The organism is Avibacterium sp. 21-599 (genome assembly GCF_026226765.1).
GTDB lineage: Bacteria > Pseudomonadota > Gammaproteobacteria > Enterobacterales > Pasteurellaceae > Avibacterium.
Genome location: NZ_JAKKOB010000001.1, coordinates 264149 through 288690, shown reverse-complemented (window position 1 = coordinate 288690; position 24542 = coordinate 264149). Strand labels below are relative to the sequence as shown.

General features: G+C 39.6%; 23 protein-coding genes and 1 pseudogene. 19 read left to right on the top strand and 5 right to left on the bottom strand.

Translation table 11 applies throughout. The features are described 5' to 3' along the window. Positions 1-4: 4 nt before the first annotated feature. The 3 genes from pepB to L5B83_RS01395 form a co-directional block, all read right to left on the bottom strand. Complete coding sequence (gene pepB / locus L5B83_RS01405) at positions 5-1312, bottom strand: aminopeptidase PepB (protein ID WP_265777316.1); 1308 nt, start codon at positions 1310-1312, stop codon at positions 5-7. A 112-nt stretch (positions 1313-1424) separates the two neighbouring features. Next, positions 1425-2633 carry a low temperature requirement protein A gene (locus tag L5B83_RS01400; protein ID WP_265777315.1) on the bottom strand — a complete coding sequence of 403 codons (1209 nt, stop codon included), beginning with the start codon at positions 2631-2633 and terminating at the stop codon, positions 1425-1427. A 13-nt stretch (positions 2634-2646) separates the two neighbouring features. Next, positions 2647-3195, bottom strand: a complete 549-nt coding sequence (locus L5B83_RS01395) for a DUF924 family protein (RefSeq protein WP_265777314.1) — start codon at positions 3193-3195, stop codon at positions 2647-2649. Between the two features lie 178 nt (positions 3196-3373). On the opposite strand from L5B83_RS01395, the gene infA reads away from it, so the two are divergent. The 6 genes from infA (at position 3374) to L5B83_RS01365 (ending at position 8423) form a co-directional block, all read left to right on the top strand. After that, positions 3374-3592, top strand: a complete 219-nt coding sequence (gene infA / locus L5B83_RS01390; protein ID WP_005627617.1) for a translation initiation factor IF-1 — start codon at positions 3374-3376, stop codon at positions 3590-3592. 142 nt (positions 3593-3734) lie between these two features. Next, the gene (locus L5B83_RS01385) at positions 3735-5591 is read left to right on the top strand and encodes an ATP-binding protein (RefSeq protein ID WP_265777313.1); all 1857 of its coding nucleotides are present in this window, start codon (positions 3735-3737) and stop codon (positions 5589-5591) included. 97 nt (positions 5592-5688) lie between these two features. Next, positions 5689-5871, top strand: a complete 183-nt coding sequence (locus L5B83_RS01380) for a type II toxin-antitoxin system HicA family toxin (protein ID WP_250349542.1) — start codon at positions 5689-5691, stop codon at positions 5869-5871. A gap of 25 nt (positions 5872-5896) precedes the next feature. Continuing rightward, on the top strand, positions 5897-6304 hold the full coding sequence (locus tag L5B83_RS01375) for a type II toxin-antitoxin system HicB family antitoxin (protein ID WP_265777312.1): 408 nt from the start codon (positions 5897-5899) through the stop codon (positions 6302-6304). 127 nt (positions 6305-6431) lie between these two features. Then, the gene (locus L5B83_RS01370; protein WP_265777311.1) at positions 6432-7895 is read left to right on the top strand and encodes a sucrose-specific PTS transporter subunit IIBC; all 1464 of its coding nucleotides are present in this window, start codon (positions 6432-6434) and stop codon (positions 7893-7895) included. Between the two features lie 126 nt (positions 7896-8021). Continuing rightward, positions 8022-8423, top strand: a complete 402-nt coding sequence (locus L5B83_RS01365; RefSeq protein WP_265777310.1) for an NUDIX hydrolase — start codon at positions 8022-8024, stop codon at positions 8421-8423. A gap of 62 nt (positions 8424-8485) precedes the next feature. On the opposite strand, the gene ffh is transcribed toward L5B83_RS01365, so the two are convergent. Beyond that, a complete protein-coding gene (gene ffh, locus L5B83_RS01360; RefSeq protein ID WP_250349547.1) occupies positions 8486-9871 on the bottom strand; it encodes a signal recognition particle protein in 1386 nt (461 codons plus the stop codon). Positions 9872-10028: 157 nt separating this feature from the next. Here ffh and L5B83_RS01355 point away from each other — a divergent pair, with 157 nt between their 5' ends. From L5B83_RS01355 to L5B83_RS01325, 7 genes are all read left to right on the top strand, one after another. Beyond that, entirely contained in the window at positions 10029-10838 is an 810-nt protein-coding gene (locus tag L5B83_RS01355) for a cytochrome C assembly family protein (RefSeq protein ID WP_250349548.1), read from the top strand. Between the two features lie 42 nt (positions 10839-10880). Beyond that, positions 10881-12161, top strand: a complete 1281-nt coding sequence (locus L5B83_RS01350) for an HlyC/CorC family transporter (protein WP_250349549.1) — start codon at positions 10881-10883, stop codon at positions 12159-12161. A gap of 273 nt (positions 12162-12434) precedes the next feature. Next, positions 12435-14486, top strand: a complete 2052-nt coding sequence (locus L5B83_RS01345) for a TonB-dependent receptor domain-containing protein (RefSeq protein WP_265777309.1) — start codon at positions 12435-12437, stop codon at positions 14484-14486. Positions 14487-14649: 163 nt separating this feature from the next. Then, complete coding sequence (gene exbB, locus L5B83_RS01340; protein ID WP_250349551.1) at positions 14650-15105, top strand: TonB-system energizer ExbB; 456 nt, start codon at positions 14650-14652, stop codon at positions 15103-15105. Position 15106: 1 nt separating this feature from the next. Continuing rightward, a complete protein-coding gene (gene exbD, locus L5B83_RS01335) occupies positions 15107-15493 on the top strand; it encodes a TonB system transport protein ExbD (protein WP_250349552.1) in 387 nt (128 codons plus the stop codon). Next, positions 15494-16264, top strand: a complete 771-nt coding sequence (locus tag L5B83_RS01330; protein ID WP_265777308.1) for an energy transducer TonB — start codon at positions 15494-15496, stop codon at positions 16262-16264. It abuts the gene before it with no gap. A gap of 91 nt (positions 16265-16355) precedes the next feature. Beyond that, positions 16356-17096, top strand: coding sequence for an ankyrin repeat domain-containing protein (locus L5B83_RS01325; protein WP_265777307.1), 741 nt, complete (start codon positions 16356-16358; stop codon positions 17094-17096). An 86-nt stretch (positions 17097-17182) separates the two neighbouring features. Here the strand turns inward: L5B83_RS01325 and L5B83_RS01320 are convergent, their stop codons facing one another. Then, on the bottom strand, positions 17183-18964 hold the full coding sequence (locus L5B83_RS01320) for an ABC transporter ATP-binding protein/permease (protein ID WP_265777306.1): 1782 nt from the start codon (positions 18962-18964) through the stop codon (positions 17183-17185). Positions 18965-19172: 208 nt separating this feature from the next. Between L5B83_RS01320 and L5B83_RS01315 the strand changes: the two genes are divergently transcribed. The 6 genes and pseudogenes from L5B83_RS01315 to mutH all read left to right on the top strand — a co-directional run bounded on the left by L5B83_RS01315 (position 19173) and on the right by mutH (position 24532). Next, on the top strand, positions 19173-20831 hold the full coding sequence (locus tag L5B83_RS01315; RefSeq protein WP_250363534.1) for a putative transporter: 1659 nt from the start codon (positions 19173-19175) through the stop codon (positions 20829-20831). A 239-nt stretch (positions 20832-21070) separates the two neighbouring features. After that, positions 21071-22459 (top strand): OmpP1/FadL family transporter, encoded by a 1389-nt coding sequence (locus L5B83_RS01310; protein ID WP_265777305.1) that lies wholly within the window; start codon positions 21071-21073, stop codon positions 22457-22459. A 143-nt stretch (positions 22460-22602) separates the two neighbouring features. Next, positions 22603-22907: pseudogene (locus L5B83_RS01305) on the top strand (type II toxin-antitoxin system RelE/ParE family toxin). Between the two features lie 9 nt (positions 22908-22916). Next, positions 22917-23237: a HigA family addiction module antitoxin gene (locus L5B83_RS01300; protein ID WP_250351645.1), complete on the top strand. Its 321-nt coding sequence runs from the start codon at positions 22917-22919 to the stop codon at positions 23235-23237. A gap of 46 nt (positions 23238-23283) precedes the next feature. Next, a complete protein-coding gene (locus L5B83_RS01295) occupies positions 23284-23823 on the top strand; it encodes a methylated-DNA--[protein]-cysteine S-methyltransferase (RefSeq protein ID WP_250349559.1) in 540 nt (179 codons plus the stop codon). Between the two features lie 31 nt (positions 23824-23854). Then, positions 23855-24532: a DNA mismatch repair endonuclease MutH gene (gene mutH, locus L5B83_RS01290; protein ID WP_265777303.1), complete on the top strand. Its 678-nt coding sequence runs from the start codon at positions 23855-23857 to the stop codon at positions 24530-24532. Positions 24533-24542: the final 10 nt, after the last annotated feature.

Below are 24542 nucleotides of genomic sequence, written 5' to 3'. Positions count from 1 at the left end.
CCTCCTATGAATTTGCTTTGTTTAAGAGTAAATGAGCGAGTGTTTGCACACCAATGCCTGTTGCACCCGCAGCCCATAAATCACTGGCTGATTTACGATAAGTGGCAGAGCAATCAATATGCAACCAATGTTGTTGATAATTCTTCACGAAATAGGATAAAAACGCCGTTGCCGTGCTTGCACCTGCGCCCACTGGCACGGTACCGATATTGGCAATTTGCGCAAATGATGATGAAATTTGATGACGGTGGAATTCTTCAAAAGGCAAACGCCAGAATGGCTCATTGCTGATTTGTGCCGCATTAAAGAGGTCAGCAACAAGTTCGTTATCCATTGAAAGCACCGAGTGGTAATCATTTCCTACGGCGATTTTTGCCGCTCCCGTTAAGGTGGCACAATCAATAATAAATTGCGGATTTTGTTTATCGGCATCGATTAAACCATCGGCTAGTACTAAACGCCCTTCAGCATCGGTATTCAGCACTTCGGCAGTGATGCCATTACGATAAGTGATAATATCCCCTAATTTCATCGCTTCGGCACTTACCATATTTTCGGCACAGCAGAGATAGAGTTTCACCCGTTGGTTTAACCCTCCTGCAATCGCCATACCTAATGCGCCCGTCACTAACGCTGCACCGCCCATATCCGTACGCATTGTGGACATTGAATCACTCGGTTTTAAGCTATATCCGCCACTGTCAAATGTGATGCCTTTCCCCACTAAACAGGCTAAAACGGGGGCATTCGGATCTTGGCTTGGATTAAAATCCAGTTGTAGCATCGCAGGCTTATGGCTAGACGCTTTACCTACATTCCAAATGCCTTGATAATTTTTCTCTAATAAGGCTTCCGCAGAAATAATCTCAAAACTTACCGCACTTTCACTGGCGTATCCCGCAGCAAGTTCGGCAATAAATTGTGCAGATCGCTCAGCCAATTTTTTTGGGGTGATCACATCAGAGGGTAAGTTAATGATTTCTCTAACAAAATCACCGCACTGAATACGGGCAAATAGTTCTGCTTGCGGTTCGTCATCTAAATGAGGAAATTCAATGGCGTAATCTTGCTTTGCGGAATAAAAACCTTGATAAAATGCCCAACAGTTTTCTAGATCCCAATCTTCACCGACTAATTCTACCTCTTTAATGCCTTGATTACGTAATTTGCGCGCGGCTTTCTGAATTAAAGTGCGGTCAGAATTTGGGGCGTTTTGTTTGATATGAACCGTGCCTTCGTCATTGGAAAAACTCAGCAACGCATTTTCGCCCCAGACTGGGCTGGCAGATTGTGTTGAAAGGTGAATTAACATAATGATTATCCTCATCCAAATTAGATTTAGTTATCCTAATACAAGTGTGAGAAAAATCAAAATGTTAAATCTCCCCTCGCTCACTTTTTAGCGAGGGGAGGGCAGCTAAAACTTAACCGATGGGTTTTGTTTTATAGAAAGAAATCATTGCGATTGGGGCTATTACGGTGAACCAAATTGACCATTGTAGTGGCATACCTAAATACACGCATAGCACGCCGAGGAAGGTGGCTGCGATAGCAAGTACGAAACCAATTACGCTGTAATTCGTATCTTTATCTAGATACCAGCGTAAGAAGGCTAACGCAATAAGATAAATCGCAGTGCAAATGCTTAGGGCGGTCATCGCAAATAGCGGTGAAATAGAATGGGCATTGCTGTTTGTGTGTTCAACAACCTCTGCCATCGTGCCAAATTCTTTTACAGCGTCGGCTAACAGTTCAAGACCTGAGCCTAATGCAGTGAGCGCGATAAAAATCAATAAATGTCCATAGCCATAAACTAATGCATTATTTAAGGTACGTTCATTATGTAAAAATTCACCCCAAGGCATTTTGAAATAAAGCCACCATAAAGAAAACATTAGGGCAGAGATACCCAAACCGAGCGGGAATGCTTCAGTAAGCATTGCTTCATTGCTATGGAATAATGGCGTAATGGCGTTGGTGGCACCTAAAATACCTTCACCTAATACGATGATAACCAATAATCCGTAACGTTCAGCAATATGGTGTGGGTGCCAAGCAGTTTTATTCGCACTTTCCGCCCAAGCTGGCACGCAAAGTTCTAATAATGCCAAGAATGGAAAGAGATTATTGAATAAATAAGGAAAATTCAATGCACTAATAGTCCAGCAAATTTGGGTGAAAATAATCCCGAAGGCATAACGCAAGCAGGTTGTCCGACGTTCAGGATCACTTTTGGCTGCACGAAACCATTGATATGCCATCGCGACCCGCATCACAATATAGCCGATTAAGATCATCGTAAAATCATTATGTTCAAAGACATTATTGATGCCAATGGCAAGAATAATTGCACCGAACATTTGTACCATTGTAACAATACGATAACTAAAATCATCATTGTCATAAGCAGAGGCAAACCAAGTAAAGTTCATCCAAGCCCACCACACACAGAAAAACGACGTGGCAAAATGGATTAAGCCTTCACTGAAATGATGTGCAGCTAGGGCGTGGTGTAAACCACTTGCGGTAGCCGCAATGGCGATCACGAAAACTAAATCAAAATAAAGCTCAAGCGTGGTAGCGACACGATGGACTTCGTGGTGATCGCGGGCTTTCATTAATTTATGAATCATTTAATACTCCAGATTAAAACGAGGAATTTGGTTGATTTAAAAACGCAATTTCTTCCGCTGTCGATGGGCGATTTAAAATCTCATTACGATGTGGATAACGATTAAATTTATCAATAATGGCTTTGTGGCGTAACTCAAAATCCAGCGTGTATTCATCATTTAGCGAACGAAATAAATCAACTGCTTGTTGGTGAATAAAGGCTGATTCACTATGCATATAAGGCATAATCATAAATTTACGCCATACTGTTGGCAGGCGAGTAAAATCAGCTTGTTTAATTGCTTCTTGGGCTAACGCTAATGCCATCGGATCTTGTGCAAATGCCGCAGGGGTATTGCGGTATAGGTTACGAGAAAATTGATCTAATACAATAATTTCTGCTAAGCGTCCTTCAATGCTTTCACGCCAGCTCGCACATTCACCTTGTGCTGCGGCTTTTAAAGTGCGGTCAAATTTTTCACGAATTTTATTATCAAAATCTTCACTTTTTACAAACCAAAAAGGTTGATTTTCCTCACTGAACCAAAAATCCAGCACCGCTTGTGGTGTTGTAATATTCATAAAATATCCTTAATTGAAATAAAGAAATGAAGTAAATTTCACGGCGGTGGATTTTACCATAGTTTATTAAAATTTGTGCATTAGACTAAATTTCTAGAAAAAACTTGGTGAATGCCCTTGATAGGAGTATAATTTGCCCGTTTTTTGACTTATTTATTAACTAATATTAGAGGAATTAATGGCTAAAGAAGATTGCATTGAAATGCAAGGCACGATTTTAGAAACCTTGCCAAACACGATGTTCCGTGTGGAATTGGAAAATGGACACGTTGTAACCGCACATATTTCAGGGAAAATGCGTAAAAACTATATTCGTATTTTAACTGGCGATAAAGTAACCGTGGAAATGACCCCTTACGATTTAAGTAAAGGACGCATTATTTTCCGCAGCCGTTAATTATCGCATCATTTTTCTTCTTACCTATTCAAATTTTGCCCTAGCCTTGTCTAGGGCAAATTTTTATCTCTTTTTTATGCGTTTTTTATGCGTTATTGTTATCATAACGCCACTGTCTATCTGGCTAAATCAAGGTTGTAAAATGAGAAATATCAAACATTTCGCACAACGCTATGTGGATTGGGTGATCCGTCTTGGGCGCGTGCGGTTTTCCCTGCTTGGTGTGCTGGTGCTAGCTGTACTGGCACTCTGTACACAAATGCTATTAAGCCTTTTTGTTGTAGGAACGGTTTATTGGGCAGATGTCGTGCGTTCTGTGGTATTTGGCTTGATTTCTGCACCTTTTGTGATCTATTTCTTCACGCTGTTAGTGGAAAAGCTGGAAAAATCTCGCCTTGAATTAGCCAAATTAGTGGAAAATTTACGTCGTGAAGTCTCGGAAAGAATGGTAGCAGAAAAGAAATTATCCATTGCGCTTAATGATCTTGAACAAAATAGCCGAAATAAAACCGCATTAATGACAACCATTAGCCACGAATTGCGCACCCCACTAAATGGCATTATTGGGTTGAGCCGTATTTTATTAGACGGTAATTTAACCGCCGAACAGCAAAATTATCTCAAAACAATCAATATGAGTGCGGTGTCTTTAGGGCATATTTTTAGCGATATTATCGATCTGGAAAAAATTGATGCGCATAAAATAGAATTGAACCGCAAAGAAACGGATTTTTATGCCTTTCTTAATGATATTGCCAATTTTGCCACCTTAATGGCGGAGCAAAATCACCTAAAATTTGAACTAGACTATGAATCTGATTTACCGCAATGGCTGATGTTAGATAACGCAAGATTGAGTCAAATTTTATGGAATTTAATTAATAATGCAGTGAAATTTACACAAAAAGGCGTGATCAAGCTCAAAGTTACACGAATTGCTGAACAACAATTTGCTTTCGCGATTTCTGATACAGGTATTGGCATTGCAGAAAGCGAATTAGCTAATATTTTTGCAATGTATTATCGTGTGCAATCCAACCAATATCAGCACGCGGGCAGTGGAATTGGTCTAGCCGTTTCCAAAACCATTGCCAATTTAATGGGGGGCGATCTCAGCGTGCAAAGTGCGGTGGGAAAAGGCTCAATTTTTACCTTAACTATCCAAGCTAAACCCGTCAGTAAACCGTTAGACTATCAACAATATTTGCCAAGCCAACTGCGTATTTTGCTCATTGAAGATATTGAGGTCAATGTAATTGTCGCAAAATCTGTTTTGGAAAAATTAGGCTATGAGGTAGATGTCGCGATGACGGGGCAGCAAGCCATTGAAAAATTTGAACAAAATAGTTATGACTTGTTACTCATTGATATTCAACTGCCTGATATGTCGGGTTTTGAAATCGCTCAGTATTTACGTCAGCAATATGAAAATGATCATTATGAGTATTTACCGCCACTGATCGCCCTTACCGCCAACGTAATGCACGATAAACAAGAATATCTCCAACAAGGAATGGACGATATATTACGCAAGCCCCTTTCTTTAGAGGCACTGACGCAATGTTTATATCAGTTTTTTAATCAGGATATTTCGCCTATCCCAGCAACCGCGAAACAATACGATATTGCGCAAGATGAGATCTTAGATCTGGCTACATTACAGGAACTTGTCGCCTTATTAGGCGTAAAAACGGTAAAAAATAACACCGCACTTTTCCAACAAATGATGCCTGATTATGTGAAAGAGTTGTTCTCTGCTTATGAAATGTACAAACTTCAACCTGAATATCAAAAAGAAGTGGCAAATATTGCCCATAAAATAAAAGGGGCAGCAGGCGCAGTAGGGTTAAAACGTATCCAACAAATCGCCGAACAAGCCCAGCATAACGAAAACCCTGATTGGGAAAGTGAGATCACCAATTATTTGGAACAACTATCGCAAAATTGGCAGAAAGATTTGGACAAACTTATTTTTTGGTTAGATTCTCTCGATCATTAATTTTTAGACTAGCCCTTATACCTTTATATAAAAATAGCAAAAGTTGTTATTTGGAAAGGCGGGGGTATAATAACTCTAATTAGATGGGCGAGAGAACGTGAATAGTGCAAATTTAATCAAACAAATTGAGAATGATGGCTGGCAACTGATTGCGGTGAAAGGTAGTCATCATCAATTTAAGCATTCTATAAAAAAAGGGCGAGTAACAATTCCCCATCCGAAAAAAGATTTACCGCTCAAAACTGTTCATTCAATTTTAAAACAAGCTGGGTTGAAATAACCCTTTTTGATATAAGAGGTAGATAATGTTATATCCAATTGGAATTGAAATGGGTGATGAAAATCACGCTTATGGTGTCATTGTTCCTGATGTGCCAGGTTGCTTTTCTGCGGGAGATACTTTAGAAGAAGCCTTTGCGAATGCAAAAGAAGCTATTACTTTTCATATCGAAGGAATGATCGAGGACGGCGAAGATATTCCGCTGCCAACAGATCTGCAAGGACATATGAAAAATAAAGAATACGAAGCCTTTACTTTCACTGTGGTGGATGTTGATCTTACCCATTTAATGGGAAAAACAGAGAAAATTAATGTGACTTTGCCAAAGCGTTTAATCAATAAAATTGATCGTTATGTGGCAACTCACCCAGAATATAAGAGCCGTAGTGGGTTTTTAGCTCAAATTGCTACAGATAAATTGCTAACTGCATAAAATTTTCAAGATGAATGCTGATTAGCTGACCTAACTCAAATTTTTCTTATTTCAGACTAGCCACGCTTAAAGGTTTTAGCTAGAATCTGTGCAATTTTAATTCGACATCAACAAGAGGAAGAAACCGATGAATTTTCCAAATATTGCCAAGCAAGTTATTGAGAAGTTGGGCGGTAAAGAAAATATCAGCGCGCTTGCACATTGTGCAACTCGCTTACGTATTGTAGTCAAAGATGAAAGCAAAATTGATAAAGAGGCGATCGAAAATATTGATGGCGTAAAAGGTCAATTTTCTGTTTCAGGACAATATCAAATTATTTTTGGTTCGGGGACCGTAAATAAAGTACACGATGAAATGGCAACATTATTAAACATCGGGGATATGACGAAAAATGAGGTTGCAAAACAAGCTTCAGACAATAACCAAGGGCTAATTATGCGTTTGGTGAAAGGCTTAGCAGATATTTTTGTGCCAATTATCCCTGCCATTGTCGCGGGCGGTTTATTAATGGGGATCCACAGTATGCTTACTGCACAAGGATTCTTCTGGGATGTGCCACAAGCCCTGCGTGATTCTGGGCAGTCTATCACGGGGTATTCTGTTGTCGATCGCTTTAGTAATCTTTCCGATCTTGTTGATTTTATTAATACTATTGCCAATGCGCCTTTCGTCTTCTTGCCCGTGTTACTGGGCTTTTCGGCAACGCGCAAATTTGGTGGAAACCCGTTCTTAGGGGCTGCATTGGGGATGTTATTGGTTCACCCAGCACTGGCAGATGGTTGGAACTATGCTCTGACCGCCGCGCAAGGCAAAATCACGCACTGGAATGTATTTGGTTTAGAAATTGAAAAAGTCGGCTATCAAGGCACGGTAATTCCAACCTTAATTTCGGCGTGGGTTCTTGCTACCTTAGAGAAAACTTTCCGTAAATTTGTGCCGTCTTATCTAGATAATCTTATTACGCCAATGTTCTCGTTATTTATCGCGGGGTTATTAGCCTTTACCGTGATTGGCCCAATCGGACGTGAAGCAGGGGATTTAATCACCATTGGTTTAACTTGGTTATATGATAAACTTGGCTTTATCGGCGGTGGTATTTTCGGGACATTCTATGCACCAATCGTCATTACAGGTATGCATCAAACCTTTATTGCAGTAGAAACCCAGCTCCTTTCTAATATGTCATTATCAGGTGGTACTTTCATTTTCCCAATTGCTGCAATGTCAAATATCGCACAAGGGGCGGCTTGTTTAGGCGTAGCCTTTGCATTGAAAGATCCAAAAGTACGTGGTTTAGCCGTGCCTTCAGGGATTTCCGCCTTATTAGGCATCACCGAGCCAGCAATGTTTGGGGTAAACTTACGCTATCGTCAAGCCTTCTTAGCGGCAATGATTGGTTCTGGATTATCAAGTGCATTTATTGCGTTCTTCAATGTGAAAGCACAAGCGCTGGGCGCGGCAGGCTTCTTAGGTATTCCGTCGATTAAACCAGACAGCCTTGCAATGTATAGCGTGGGAATGGTTATTTCTTTCGCAGTGGCTTTCACGCTTTCTGTAATTTTAGTAAAACGTGCGCAAGCTAAAGGATAATCGCAAGCTAAAAGATAATATTGCATAAAACTTCGTAAAAAAGTACCGCACTTTGATCTGCACCCTAAACAGGAATACAATATTCTGCGTTTGAGGTGCAGATTTTTATTTTCAATGAGGCAAAAAATGAAGACGCAAATTGATAAATTAGCTTGGTTATATATTAAAGACAATCAAGTATTAATGGCGCGTTCCAAAGGAAAAGAAAAATTTTATCTACCCGGTGGGAAAAGAGAGCAAGGCGAAACGGATCAACAAGCGTTGTTGCGGGAAATTAAAGAGGAGTTGGGTATTATCTTAATTGAATCTAGCCTTGAAAGAATTGGTGAATTTTCAGCTCAAGCAGATGGTAAAAACAGTGATTGCATCGTAACACTCCGTTGCTATAAAGCCGATTTCATCGGCGATTATCGCCCTGAAAGTGAAATTGCTGAACTGGCTTGGCTGGATTACCAAAGCAAAGAAAAATGCTCTTTAGCGACACAAAAAGTATTGGAATATTTAAGACAGCAAGGTACGTTAGAATAAACGCACCAAAAAATAACCGCACTTTGAAAGTGCGGTTATTTCTTCCGTTTTTTACGATTTAATTAGCGTTTGAACATATTGCCAAGGCCGCCTAAACCGCCCATTCCGCCCATCATTCCTTTCATTCCACGCATCATTTTTGCCATTCCACCTTTACGCATTTTTTTCATCATACGTTGCATTTCGTCAAATTGTTTCAGTAATTTATTCACGTCTTGCACTTGTGTGCCAGAGCCTAAGGCGATACGGCGGCGGCGTGATCCTTTGATGATTTCAGGTTTAGCGCGCTCTTTTAAGGTCATTGAATTGATGATGGCTTCCATTTTTATAAACATTTTGTCATCAACTTGATTTTTGATGTGATCCGGCAGGTTTTTCGCACCCGGTAATTTTTCCAGCATTGTCATCATTCCGCCCATTTTTTTCATTTCAATAAGCTGATCACGGAAATCTTCCAATGTGAAATCATCGCCTTTTTGGAATTTTTTTGCCATTTTTTCCGCTTTTTCTTGATCCACTGAGCGTTGTAGATCTTCAATTAGCGAAAGTACGTCCCCCATTCCTAAAATGCGTGAAGCAACACGATCAGGGTGGAATGGTTCGAGGGCTTCTGTTTTTTCCCCAACTCCTAAGAATTTAATGGGTTTGCCAGTGATTTGGCGAATAGAAAGGGCTGCACCGCCACGAGCATCGCCGTCTACTTTGGTAAGAATAACCCCTGTAAGCGGTAGCGCTTCATTAAAGGCTTTTGCAGTATTCGCGGCATCTTGTCCGGTCATTGCATCCACGGTGAAAAGGGTTTCCACTGGGTTAAGTGCGGTGTGAATTTTTTGGATTTCTTCCATCATTTCACTATCAACGTGCAAACGACCCGCAGTATCCACAATCAACACATCGTAGAATTTGAGTTTGGCATCAGCAAGGGCTGCTTGCACAATCTCTACGGGGTTTTGTTGGCTATTAGACGGGAAGAAATCTACCCCAACGGCTTGCGCAAGGGTTTCAAGTTGTTTGATCGCGGCTGGGCGATAGACGTCCGCCGAGACCACCATCACTTTTTTCTTCTGACGTTCACGTAAGAATTTAGCGAGCTTACCTACGCTCGTGGTTTTCCCCGCCCCTTGCAAACCTGCCATTAAAATCACCGCAGGCGGTTGAGTCGCAAGGTTGAGGCTCTCATTGGCTTCACCCATTGCTTTTTCAAGCTCAGATTGCACAATTTTGAGAAATTCTTGTCCCGGCGTTAAGCTACGATTGACTTCTTCACCGATAGCACGTTCTTTGACTTTATTAATAAATTCACGCACGACGGGTAAAGCAACGTCTGCTTCAAGCAATGCCATACGCACTTCACGCAGGGTATCTTTAATATTATCTTCGGTTAAACGTCCTTTCCCCGTAATGTTACGCAGGGTTTTCGAGAGACGATCAGAAAGGTTTTCAAACATCGTTTTTCCTAAATTTGAGTGGAATAAAATGAAATAAATTGTGCCAATTATACTGAAATCCCACAGATTTTCATCATTTGCAAGAAATTTATAGCGATTTTAGTGCGGCAAGGCTAGAATAAAAATAATTCTTGATTTGGCTTTAAGGTGAGTAAAAATGTGGTTTGCCATATTTTCGATTTTTTTATACATAATCAGTATTTTGTTCATTACCCCAATGTTATTAAAAGCACACTCGGGAGAACAAACGAAAAAACCGAATAAAACATTGTTTTTTTGCACCGCACTTTTGGCAGTTGTGGCACATTGCATTAGTCTTGTCCCTCTGTTTTCTCATTTAGCGAATGCCCAACAATTTACCCTGATGGATATTAGTTCTCTGCTAAGTGTAATTGTGGCTGCTTTGGCAACCTTTGCGCTTGGTTTTCGAGTGAATACCCTTTGGTTCTTATTACCCATTGTGTATTGTTTGGCGATAATTAATTTGATTTTACAGACATTTTTACCTATCGCACTTGTGCAACATTTAATCCATAATGTGGGGTTATTTTTACATATCGGTTTAGCGTTATTGGCTTATGCGGTATGTTTTATTGCGACCTTATATGCCGTTCAATTGTGGTGGATTGATAGAAACTTAAAAAGTAAAAAGTTAGCATTATCGCCTATTATTCCGCCATTAATGACGGTAGAACGGCATTTTTTCCGTTTGATGTTAAGTGGTGAGTTCTTACTGACTTTAACATTAATCTCTGGCGCGGTGTATTTACCCGACTTTTTTGGTATGCAAAATGTACAAAAAGCGATTTTTTCTTTTTTAGCGTGGGTTGTGTTAGCCATTGCTTTAATTGGGCATTGGAAATGGCACTGGCGTGGAAAAAAGGTGATTATTTATAGTATTTCGGGTATGATTTTGCTCTCAATTGCTTATTTTGGCAGTCGTGTTGCGTTTGGGCTAGGGCTTTAATTTGAGCGCCCAAGAACGATGGTTTGATAAAAGGATTTGATTTTGGATAGTATCCCCCTTAGTACATTATTTATCACGTTAATTATTTTACTGATTTTATCCGCTTATTTTTCTAGCTCAGAAACGGGCTTACTTTCTGCCAATCGTTATCGAATGCGGTTCCTTGCTGAAAAGGGACATAAAGGCGCAAAAAAGGCAGAAAAATTACTCAAGAAAACCGATATTCTACTTAGCCTTATTTTAATTTGTAATAACCTCGTTAATATTTCCGCTTCCGCGATTGCAACCATTATTGGAATGCGTTTGTATGGCGATATGGGGGTGGCGATTGCCACTGGGGCATTAACTTTCGCAATGCTGATTTTCGCTGAAATTTTCCCCAAAACCATTGCAGCACTTTACCCCGAAAAAGTGGCATTTTTATCAAGTCATATTCTTACGCCATTGCTGAAAATTTTTAGTCCAATCGTGTTCTTAATGAACCTGATTATTCGTGGCTTGATGAAATTATTCCGTGTTAAAAATGAACAAAAAGTCAGTTCATTAAGCACGGAAGAGCTACGTGCTATTGTGAATCAATCAGGGCATTTCATTCCTTCCGCTCACCAAGAAATGTTGCTTTCTATTTTGGATTTAGAAAAAGTGACGGTGGACGATATTATGGTACCACGCAATGATATTGGCGGGATCAACATTGACGATGATTGGAAAGCCATTATGCGTCAGCTCAATCACTCGGCACACAGTAAAATCGTGCTATACAAAGAAAGTATGGACGAAAATGTGCTAGGTATTTTACGTGTGCGTGAAGCATATCGTTTAATGCTGGATAAAAATGAATTTAGTAAAGAGACATTAATTCGAGCAGTTGATGAGGCCTATTTTATCCCTGAAGGCACGCCATTAAATGCACAATTAGTCAATTTCCGTAATAAAAAAGAACGTATAGGTTTAGTGGTTGATGAGTATGGCGACATCAAAGGCTTGGTGACATTGGAAGATATTTTGGAAGAAATTGTGGGTGAATTTACCACTTCTACCGCCCCTTCCATTGATGAAGAAGTTACCCAGCAATCAGATGGCTCAATGATTATTGAAGGATCAGCAAATATCAGGGATTTAAATAAATTATTTGACTGGCATTTGGATACCGATGAAGCCCGAACCTTCAATGGACTTATTTTAGAGCATTTAGAAGAAATTCCTGATGAAGGAACAGAATGTGAAATTAACGGCTTAAAAATCACGATTTTAGAAGTCGCAGATAATATGGTGAAACAAGCGAGAGTAGAAAAGATTTCATCAGCAACACAGCCGAACTAAACGCATTTCCTTATCATAAAAGCAGAAAGACGAAAGGTGAATTGCCTTTCGTCTTTTTCTTTTGCCTTGCGTTTACTTTTTATTTTTGAATGTTATCTAATTTATTTATAAAAGTGCGGTGTTTTTTTATGAGTTTTTTTCTTATTTTTAAAGATTTTATTGTTGGTAGATAAAAATTTGCTTTTTCCCATATCTGACGATTGACTAAAGATGCAAAAAAAAAACGATAATAATTCTCAATATTTTAATAATGTGTAATAAAGGAAGTTCATTATGAAGAAAGCAAAATTTGTTCTTTTACCTCTCGCAACACTTGTGGCAACGGCGGTGCAAGCGGAAACCTTAGGTGTGATTGATGTTGTTACTGAAAATACTGGGGCGAAAAGCAAAACCAATGTCGTTACCCTAAAACAAATGGAGCGTAGTACGGAAACGGATTTACGTGGTTTGTTATTTAATGAGCCTGCGATTAATTTTGGTGGTGGAAATGGCGGAACATCGCAATGGGTAACAATTCGTGGAATGGGGCAAGATCAAATTGATTTCAAAGTGGACAATACTTATTCAGATACCCAATCCTTCCACCACGAAGGTCGCTTCTTATTGGATCCAGCCTTAATTAAACGTATTGATGTACAAAAAGGAGCGGGTTCTGCCAGTGCTGGGATTGGTGCAACCAGTGGCTCAATTATTGCAACAACCGTTGATGCGCAAGATTTATTAAGAGAAGGGCAAGATTTTGGGTTTAAACTTACCGGCGGTGTGCGTAGCAATAAAGGTTATACGCAAGGCGCGAGTGTATATGGCAAAGTAGGGGCATTTGATGCGTTAGTTTCAGGTAACTGGAATCACAAAGAAAACTATAAAGGCGGTAAAGATTATAAAAATCTTAATGGATCAGATATCGTACAAAACAGCGCACTAGGTGAGCGTGGCTTATTGGCTAAATTGGGTTGGGATATTACTGAAAATCAACGTGTGGTACTAAGCCATCGCCAAGAACGTTACTATGGTGTGCGTGCATTGCGTGAAGAATTTGATTTTTCTAATTCTTATGTTTCTGCGGCAAACTTATCTTCAGCACAAATCAATAAAGGCTATCAATTAAGTAACGTTTATGCCGGCAAAGATAGAAGTGGGAAGAACGCATACTATGTATTAGATGGTAATGGGAATTATGTGGTGAATGAAGAGAATAATAACCCACGTTACCGTACCACTACGCAAGATACCACCAATTTGGAGTGGACAGGTAAGAATATGGGCTTTATTACCGAAGCGAAAGCCAATGTTTATCATACAAAACGTGTACGTGAAGAAGGAAGCAGTAAAACCCAAATTCTCACCACGGGAGCTAACTTAAATTTAGACAGCGCCATTGGTGAAAATCACCTAGTGAAATACGGCGTAAATTATCGTAAACAAGTAGGAAAACCAAATCAACTTGCCGCAGGTGCGCATAATCAACGCAAAGACGATCTCGGTGTGTATGTAGAAGGCATTTGGGGAATGGGGCCTGTCATCTTAACAACAGGGGCGCGTTATGATTACTTTAACTTTAAAGCGTCAAATGGCTCTAAGGCAAGCAAAGGGCATTTCAACCCAAGCGCGGGCTTAATTTGGCAAGTTTCTGATGATTTAAGCTTGAACACCAGCTTGAACTATGCAACCCGTAGCCCTCGTTTATACGAAGTGGTGATTGCAGGTTCAGGCAAGATTAAAGTGGATAGCAATATTCGTGCAGAACAAGCACGCAATGCAGAAATTGGTTTCAATTATGATTTAAATGATCGTATTTCACTAAGTGGAAGTTACTTCTGGCAAAAAGTAAAAGATGCGATCTCATTGAAAAATAATGTTATTTATAATGGCGCATTATTGCGTAACCAAGGTTATGAACTCTCCGCTGCTTATAAACACGCGGGCTTAACACTACGTGCAGGTGTGGCAGAAAGTAAACCTGAAGTCTATGGTAATGTGGCGGATAATACAGTATTTGCTGTGGCAACAGGGCGTACTTGGACAACTGAAGTGTCGTACAAATTCGCTAATCCAAACTTAATTATCGGTTGGAAAGGACGTTTTGTTGAAGGCGAAACAGGAACACCGAGCCGTGGTTCAGGTGGAAGTGCAAGTGTGAAACAACCGGGTTATGGCGTAAATGATCTTTATGCGAGCTGGGAAGCCAATGAAAATCTCACGATTAACGTTGCAGTAGATAATGTATTCAACAAAAACTACAAAAGCCATAGCCAGCGTGCAGGGGTAAATAGTTTAACGGGCGCTGGACGCGACTTTAGAATGAATGTAAATTACACATTCTAATCTGTTTAACAAGTGCGGTGATTTTTCACCGCATTTTTTATTCGCACTTTGACCGAAAATTTTTAATTTGTTACAATTTGCAACCTAATTGAAATTCATTCTCAATAACAATTAAGGGCAGTTTGCCTCAGTTTTATTTAACGTCAGCGTTAAGGATTTCCCAATGCCACAATTATTCGCATTTTTACAACATTATATTGATTACATTATTTTAGGGTTACTCGGCTTAATGAGCTTTATGATGGTATGGTTCGTCATTGAACGTTTTATCTTTTTGAGCCGTGTGAATGTTTCACACTACACCAATATTCACGAATTAGACATCGATCTCAACCGTAATCTCACTATTATTTCCACTATTGGATCGAATGCCCCTTATGTCGGCTTGCTTGGCACAGTTATCGGTATTCTATTAACCTTCTATGAATTGGGAAATTCAGGGGGAGATATTGATGCGGCTGCCATTATGCTTAATCTTTCTCTTGCCCTCAAAGCCACTGCCGTAGGGATTTTAGTTGCCATTCCATCAATGGTGTTTTACAACGGTTTACAACGCAAAGTAGAAGTGAATCGCTTGAAATGGAAAGCCTTAAACGGACAAAAAAATCTAGGGGCATAATGTGAAAAAGTTTGATGAAATCAATATTATCCCTTTCATTGACATTATGTTAGTGTTGCTGGCGATTGTATTAATTACCGCGTCTTTTATTTCTCAAGGAAAAATCCAAGTCAATGTGCCAAAAGCAAGCAGTACCGTCGCATTTAAGTCGGACGATTTGGCTAAATTATTAACGGTTACCGAAACAGGGGAAATCTTTTTTAACGATAAACCTACGGATCTCGCTCAAATGGAAAAAGAAGTCGCAAGTTGGGCGAAGGATCAAAAAGTTACCCTAAAAGTCGATGCGAAAGCAACCTTCCAAGATTTTGTTAGCCTCACGGATTTAATGGCGAAGAATAACATCAAAAATGTTGCCATTGTAACAATGAAAGAGAAAGGCAACTAAATGGCAAATAAACATCGTTCTTGGTTGGGTTTTTTCTTTTCTTTGCTGTTCCACGTAACGCTCATTGGGGCAATTCTTTATGCAATACGAGATGATGGCACGGCAAATGGTTATCAGGCAGAAATCATTGATAATAGCATTTCAATGGAAATGCTAATGGGAATGACCGTGGAAGAGCCTGAAGTGACACCAGAGCCACAGCCAATAGAGCCAGAACCAGAAGTGAAAGAAAGCGTGCCTGATCCTATTGTGAAACCAGAACCGCCAAAGCCTGAAAAACCAAAGGAAAAAGAAGTTAAAAAGGAAAAGCCAAAAAAAATTCCAAAAGAGAAACCGAAGCAAAAACCAAAAGAAAAACCGTTGGCAAATAAAGAATTAGAAAAAGGCGATCGTAATATTAATTCAGCGGCGAAGATCACCTCCAATGCAACGAGTCTAGGCAAAGCAACGGTAACTAATCCGAATTTAGTTGGGAAAGGAACAAGTTCAGATGAAGCCAAAGCCTACCTTAGTGCCATAAGGAAGGAAATTGAGCGTCAGAAACGTTATCCGCAACGCGCCAAAATGATGCGAAAACAGGGAATCGTTACTGTTAGTTTCACCATCGCAAATGATGGTTCATTGAATAATGTGCAATTAGCAAAATCATCAGGGAATAATGATCTTGATAATGCCGCCCTTGATGCCGTAAAACGCGCGCGTTCTGTTGGACCAAAACCCGCGGGCGTTAGTTCCTCACTGACTGTGCCATTACGATTTAGTATTCAGTAAAACCATTCTTAAGTGCGGTGAAAAAATTCCCTGTTTTTACACCGCACTTCTCTTTATAATGCTTGCTCCCTACTTTATTAGAGAGAAGATAATGAAAAAATTAACCCAACTTTTTACTTTTACCTTAACCCTTGGCATATCAATGTTCGCCTCTGCAACAGAAAATGAACAGGCGAAGCCTTATACCTCCACATTTCGTTTTAGTGCAGAAGAAATGCACGATATTGCGAATCCAAATAAGCTTGCGTGGCGTATTTTCTATACAGAACCCTCTAAAGGTGAAAATGCACACTGGTTTGATGCCGTCAAACAAGGTAATTTAGCTGAAATTAAAGCGATGGTTGAAAAAGGACAAGATCTTGAGGTAAAAGATACAGGAAGCCTTGGGCAAACCGCGCTTGGTTGGGCTGCATTTATTGGCTATGAAGATATTGTAGAATATTTGATCTCACAAGGTGCAAGCCTTTTTGCTACTGATTCAGGTGATGTTTATAACGTGCTGAAATCAGCTGTATTAGGCAAAAATACCCATATAGTGAAAAAAATCTATGGGAATTTAAGCCCCGTAGATTTAAACGATCAAAGTATTGAAAGTGATGGTGAAACCTTGCTGATGGTTGCAGCCAGCAATAACCGTTTAGAAACGGCGAAATTCCTTATTTCTCAGGGAGCAAATGTGAATTTAGTGACCACCACAAAAGAGCCATCAATGTTTTCTTATAACCAAAGTGCCTTGTCTTATGCCTGTGAGCGTAATTTACCTGAAATGCAAAAACTGCTTATTCAAAATGGCGCAATTAATCATAAAACAGGCAAACCTAGTTGTAACTAGTTAATAAGATTAAATAAAAAGCTAAGTGCGGTGTAAAAACTTCCTATTTTTACACCGCACTTTTGTTTATCCTAATTTTTTATTGGCTAGCATAAACGCCAGCTTTTGTCTGACTGAATTTGTAAATGCAATGCGTGATGTTTCAGTAAGGTAGAACGATGCCCTACACTAATTATAGTGGTATTTGGCAATATGCTATCTAATAATTGATACATTGCTTCTTCCAATCCTTCGTCCATACTTGCGGTGGCTTCGTCAAGGAAGGCAACCTGTGGTTTATGTAAAAATAAACGCGCAAAAGCAAGGCGTTGTTGTTCGCCGAGAGAAAGTACACGCGTCCAATCTTTTTGTTGTTCAAGTTTATCGCTTAAATGGCCTAAATTGACCTGTTGCATAATTTCTTGAATATGCGATAAATCCGGTTCTTGAGGTGCAAGCGCAGGATAATAAAGCGCATCAATTAACCGACCTTGCGGTAAATACGGTTTTTGTGAGAGGAATAATGCCTGTGTTTGCGGGCAATATATTTTGCCTTCAGAATATGGCCAAAGTCCGGCTATGGTGCGTAATAGGGTTGTTTTTCCTGCGCCAGAAGGACCTTGAATAAGTAGGCGACTTCCTAAAGGGAGAGTGAGATTAAGTTTTTCAATCAGGCTTTGATTATCAGGGCGTTTAATCGTTAAATGTTGAAAAATCACTTCGCCATCGCTATTTTCTATTTCCACATTTGCGGTGTGATTAATAGAATGGAGCGCACTGTGGAAACCCGTTAAACGATCAAGTACTGCACGATAAGCGGTAAAGTCATCATAAGAATTTCGATAAAAAGAAAGGGCTTCTTGCACTTTACCGAATGCTTGTGAAGTTTGCATTAAATCCCCTAATTTAATTTGTCCACTAAAGTAACGTGTCGCTTGAATGATAAAAGGAAAAATAACGGAAACTTGCGATACCGCAAGATTAAATCCGGACAGTTTTAGCATTCGATAAACCAATTGCCAGATATTGCTAATAATGTTGTTAAATTGTTTAAATAAAATATGGCTTTCCATTTTTTCACCACGATAAAAGGCGATGCTTTCGGCATATTCTTTCAAACGAATGAGGGAATAGCGGTAGTTCGCATTGAGCTTTTCATTGGCAAAATTAAGTTTTATTAATGGTCGTCCAATTTTAAAAGCGATAAGACTCGTAATTAGCACATAAACAAAAACCAGAAAGACCATCATATGTGGGATTTCATAGCCTGCGATCACCATTGGACCGGATAAATCCCATAAAATTGCAGTAAAGGCAACCAGCGAGACAGTTGAGGAAATGACGCCAGTGGCAAAGCCAAGTGAGCTGGTCACATAAGAGTCAATATCCTGCTGAATTCGCTGATCGGGGTTGTCTAGTTGGTTAGCGCCGTGCAAGGTTTTGTAATAGGCTTGGTTTGCTGTCCATTGGTTGAGATATTGTTGATTAAGCCAAGTTCGCCATTGAATTTTAAAACGTTGCGAAAGGTAATAGGTAAACAAGACGTTTAAAACGTGTACCGTCGCGAGCAAAGAAAAAATGATCATTTGTTGCCAAAATACGTTTGCATTCATTTCTTGTAAGGCGCTATACATTGCGTTATACCAGTTAGAAAAGAGAATATCTAACCGTACCGCAAGCAAATTAAAGAAAATAATCACCCAAAAATAACAGAGTGGTTTTAAATGCTGTTTCGGCGAAAGGTAAGTTTGGGTGATGAGCCAAAATTGTCTTGCCCAACGGGTTGTTTTCACCAAAATGGCTAAAATAATAGAAAATGCGATGCTTGTAATCGCAAGGCTTTGGATTATCCATAAAAATGAACTGAGTAATTCTTCTGACCAATTCATAATACCGTCCGAGTAAATATGTGAAAATAAAAGGTTAAATCGTCTTTGTTTAGAGCGCAGAATTAAAAATTTGTTCAAAGATTGTTAAAGAAATTTAGTCCACACGCAAGAAAAATGTGATGTAGATTAAACTTTTAGATTTTAATCCATTCTTTCTGTTTAGAGGTTGCTATAATTTTTTTAGTTAAATGAAATTATTGAGGTTGTGATGAGTGATATTGCGGTGACGATTAGCATTTTAGCCCTTGTTGCGGTCGTCGGATTATGGATCGGGCATTTCAAAGTTCGTGGCGTAGGGTTAGGTATTGGAGGTGTTTTGTTTGGGGGAATTATTGTTGCCCATTTTACCAACCAATATGGCGTGCATTTAGATGCACATACGTTACATTTTATTCAAGAATTTGGGTTAATTCTTTTCGTTTATACAATTGGGATTCAAGTCGGTCCCGGTTTTTTTGCTTCATTACGAGAATCTGGCTTAAAGCTCAATGGATTAGCCGTATTGATCGTGTTGCTTGGGGCAGCCAGTGTGGTTGTATTATATAAAGCGGCTGAGGTTCCACTTGATATTATTTTGGGGATCTATTCTGGCGCAGTTACAAATACGCCATCATTGGGGGCTGGGCAACAAATTCTTGCTGAATTGGGAATGAGCCATACCACAAGTAATATGGGAATGGCATATGCAGTGGCCTATCCTTTTGGGATTTGTGGGATTTTACTCACAATGTGGTTAGTGCGGTTATTTTTTAAGATAAAAGTAGAGGAAGAAGAGGCAAATTTCCAACGTGAAAGTGGGCAAGATAAAGACAGTTTACGCTCAATGAATATTCGGGTTACAAATCAGAATTTAAATGGCTTAACCTTAATTGAAATTCCCGGATTTGAAAGTGAGGATGTGGTTTGTTCTCGTTTAAAACGTGGCGAGAATGTGAGTGTGCCAAGTGCCGATACGGAAATTCTTCTTGATGATATTTTGCATTTAGTCGGTGATGTTCACGTCCTGCATAAAATGAAGCTAGTCATTGGTGAAGCCATTGATGTGCCACGTTCAACTCTGACAGGGGATTTACGCTCTGAACGTATCGTTGTAACAAATGAGAAAGTCCTAGGAAAGAAAATAAAATCGCTTGGTATTCATCAAAAATATGGCGTGGTAATTTCTCGCTTAAACCGTGCAGGGGTAGAGCTAGTTCCTAGTGCGGATACTACACTTCAATTTGGGGACGTATTACATATTGTTGGACGAACAGATGTGATTGAGAATGCCATTGCCCTTATTGGGAACGCACAACAAAAATTGCAACAGGTACAAATGCTGCCAGTGTTTATTGGTATTGGTTTAGGCGTGCTGGTGGGGTCAATTCCTTTTTATATTCCGGGGCTTTCTGTGGCGTTAAAACTTGGGCTTGCAGGTGGGCCACTTGTTGTTGCCTTGATTTTGGCAAGAATAGGCAGCATTGGAAAACTTTACTGGTTTATGCCACCAAGTGCAAACCTCGCCTTAAGAGAAATTGGTATTGTGCTGTTTTTAGCGGTAGTCGGGCTGAAATCAGGCGGTAATTTTGTGGATACCCTAGTGAACGGCTCAGGGCTTGAATGGATGGGGTATGGCATTATCATCACATTTTTCCCATTAATGGCGGTAGGGCTATTTGCTCGCTTATATCTAAAACTGAATTACTTGTCTTTATGCGGTTTGCTTGCAGGCTCAATGACGGATCCGCCAGCGCTAGCCTTTGCCAATGCGATTAAAGAAGATAGTGGGGTCGCGGCGCTTTCTTATGCGACGGTCTATCCTTTAGTAATGTTCTTGCGAATACTCTCGCCGCAGTTATTAGCCATTTTGTTGTGGTCTTTTTTCTAATAGTCCGAAATTTCGCAATGCCCAGTTAAACTGGGCATTTTTATTTCTGTTTTCTATACACTCTCAAGGTTTATTACGATGTTGTCACTTATCATCCCTTTGTTTTCTTTTTAGATTTCTCAACTGGTCTGAACTCTGATTAGTTTGCCCAAATTTGTTTGCACTAGTGGGGGGCTTTCTTTACAATCCAACGGCTTTTTTAATCAATTTTTATCAATTTAATCGAAAAAAGGTTACAAATGACTAAAACAACAATTTTTTCAAGAACATTACTTTCTTCTGCATTATTGGCTGTTGCAGGCGGCGCACAAGCAGCAGCATTCCAATTAGCAGAAGTGTCAAGTTCTGGCTTGGGACGAGCTTATGCGGGTGAAGCTGCGATTGCTGATAATGCTTCTGTGGTAGCGACCAACCCTGCGTTAATGACATTATTTAAAACCAACCAATTTAGTGCTGGTGGCGTTTATGTGGATTCTAAAATTCGTGTTTCAGGTGAGGCTAAAGCAACACTGACATCTGCGGTACTTCAGAAAGAGTTAGCGAATGGTAATCTTGATAATAATAATGTAGTGCCAAATGCGTTTGTTCCTAATATGTATTTTGTTGCACCAATTAATGATAAGTTCGCTATTGGTACTGGAATGAATGTAAATTTTGGTTTAAAGAGTGAATATAATGAAGATTATGATGGTGGCGTATTTGGTGGGAAAACTGATTTAACGACAATCAATCTTAATTTAAGTGGGGCTTATCGTGTTACTCAGGGGCTTAGCTTTGGTGCAGGGGTTAATGCTGTATATGCAAAAGCTAAGATTGAACGTAGAGCCGGAATGTTAGATGATGCATTATCTGAAGCTGTTGCCCTTACATCGCATATGCCATTGCCGCCAGCATTGATCGCTGGATTAGCGGCGAAAAGTAATATGCTTAATCGGGGTACAGTTGTTACACATCTTGAAGATAGAAATGCTTGGGGATTTGGTTGGAATGCGGGTTTAGTTTATGAGTTTAATGAAAACCATCGTTTAGGATTATCTTATCATTCAAAAGTTGATATTGATTTCAAAGATAATGCAGCGATTGGTCAAGAGCGTTCTGGTCCGGGTGGATTAACTTTGCATTTGCCAAGTTATTGGCAGATCTCGGGTTTCCATCAATTAACAGATACCTTTGCTGTGCATTATAGTTATAAACGTACTAAATGGAGTCGTTTACAGGAATTACACGCGACTTATGATGATGGTAATGAGGCATTTGATAAAGACTTAAATTATCGCGATACATCATTCATTTCATTAGGTGGAACATATCAAGTTAATGATGCCTTAGTTTTGCGCGCTGGCGTTGCTTATGATAAAGCAACAGAGCAAGCGACAGCAGCCATACCTGATACCAACCGAACTTGGTACAGCTTAGGGGCAACCTATAAATTTACCCCAAATCTTTCTGTGGATTTCGGTTTTGCTCACTTACGTGGCAAGAAAGTGAGTTTCACTGAACAACAAGATATTGCCAAATTTCAGCTACCGCCACAAATGGGGGGAGAGGTTAAGGCAAGCGTAAATGCTAATTATACTTCAAAATCCAGTGCTAACCTTTACGGTTTAAACGTAAATTACAGCTTCTAATTTGAGAAACTAGGCATTTACGCAAATTTCATTATAATAAGCCTATCCAATCGGATAGGCTTTTTCTTAAATTGCATACTTGTGCTGTGCAATTTAATTCTTTAGAATATTTTTCATAATAAGGGATAAACAGAGCAAATAAAGTGTTTAATTTAACGGCTAAGCATTTTAAAGACGATTATCTTTATCGTTTTTTCAGTATGGAGAATTGCATAGCAAAATTCCTGCAAATTTAGCAAAAGTATTAGCGAGAAAATTAGATATGATAAATGCGGCAGAAAATTTGAATGATTTACGTGTTCCGCCTGCAAATCGTCTTGAGTTACTAGAGCCTAAAGAAAATAAACGCTATTCTATTCGGGTTAATAAACAATATCGTCTGATTTTTCATTTTGATAATGGCGAACTTTCTCAGCTTTATCTTGATCCTCATCATTATGATTTATAAGGAGAAATGATGTTCTCAACACAGCGTAAACCCACATCAGTAGGGGAAGTCTTGCAAGAGGAATTTTTACATCCACTTAATCTTAAAATTAGTGATCTTGCTGAAATTCTTGATGTTCATCGTAATACTGCAAGTAGCTTGGTAAATAATCATTCTAAAGTGACCTTAGAAATGGCGGTTAAATTGGCAAAGGCTTTTGGAACGAGTCCTGAGTTTTGGATTAATTTGCAACATAACTTAGATTTGTGGGAGTTGAAGCATAATGCACGTTTTCAGCAACGTTTAGACAAAGTAAAAATTGCCAACTATCGCCCTACATTTTCTGTATAAAATGCAAGTGCGGTCTTTTTTTATATGATTTTTAGAGAACTCACCAATGCCTGAAATCTACTATTGTTATTATCATTCCCCGATAGGGCGATTATTAATGATTAGCCAAGATAACAAATTAACCAATTTGGACTTTGAAGCCGAGCAAATTGCCCCAAATCCGAAATGGATTTTGAGAGAAAATCACCCGCTCTTTACTCAGGTTTCAGCGGCGCTAACACGTTATTTCAATGGCGAAAAAGAAACCTTTGCGGATATTCCGCTTAATCCACAAGGTACGCCCTTTCAGCAACGCATTTGGCAACAATTGTGCCAAATTCCTTATGGTGAAACCTCAAGTTATGGCGAGTTAGCCCATCACATTAATAACCCTAAAGCGGTGCGAGCGGTAGGCGGTGCTGTGGGGAGTAACCCAATTAGCATTATCATTCCTTGTCATCGTGTGTTAGGTAAAACACGTCAGCTAACAGGGTTTGGTGGTGGATTACCAGCCAAACGCTATTTATTACAGTTAGAAAATATTGCTTATGTGGATAAAGGCGTGGAATACGTTAAACAAAAATTATTGAAAAAGTATCAAAGCTAACTAAAAAACAGATAAAAAAGCACCGCACTTTATGAATAGTCCGAATAGTCCGTACTCCGAACAAGCCCTTCTTTCTCTTGCGCAATCTCTCGCTGGTCTCACCTTTGGTGAAGTTGCCAAAGGGCTGAATATTGCTGTGCCAGCCAATTTGAAACGGGATAAAGGCTGGGTAGGTATATTGCTGGAAAGTGCCTTAGGCGCAACCGCAGGAAGCAAAGCAGAACAAGATTTTGCGCACCTTGGCATTGAACTTAAAACCATTCCCATTGACCGTCAGGGCAAACCTTTAGAAACCACCTTTGTCAGCCTTGCCCCACTAGTGCAAAATAGTGGCATTACGTGGCAATCTTCCCACGTTCGGCATAAATTATCTAAAGTGCTGTGGATACCCATTGAAGGCGAACGCAATATTCCTCTTGCCGAGCGTCATATCGGACAGCCTATTTTGTGGCAACCTTCTTATGAACAAGAACAACGCTTACAACAAGATTGGGAAGAATTAATGGAATATATCGTATTTGGCCGCCTTGATGAAATTACCGCACATCTGGGTGAAGTGCTACAACTTCGCCCTAAAGGCGCAAATCGGAAATCGCTCACGAAAGGCATTGGGCGAAACGGTGAGATGATTGACACCTTGCCACTCGGTTTTTATTTACGCAAAAATTTCACACACGAAATCTTGCAACAATTTCAGCGAAATAGCTGATTTCCCTTTG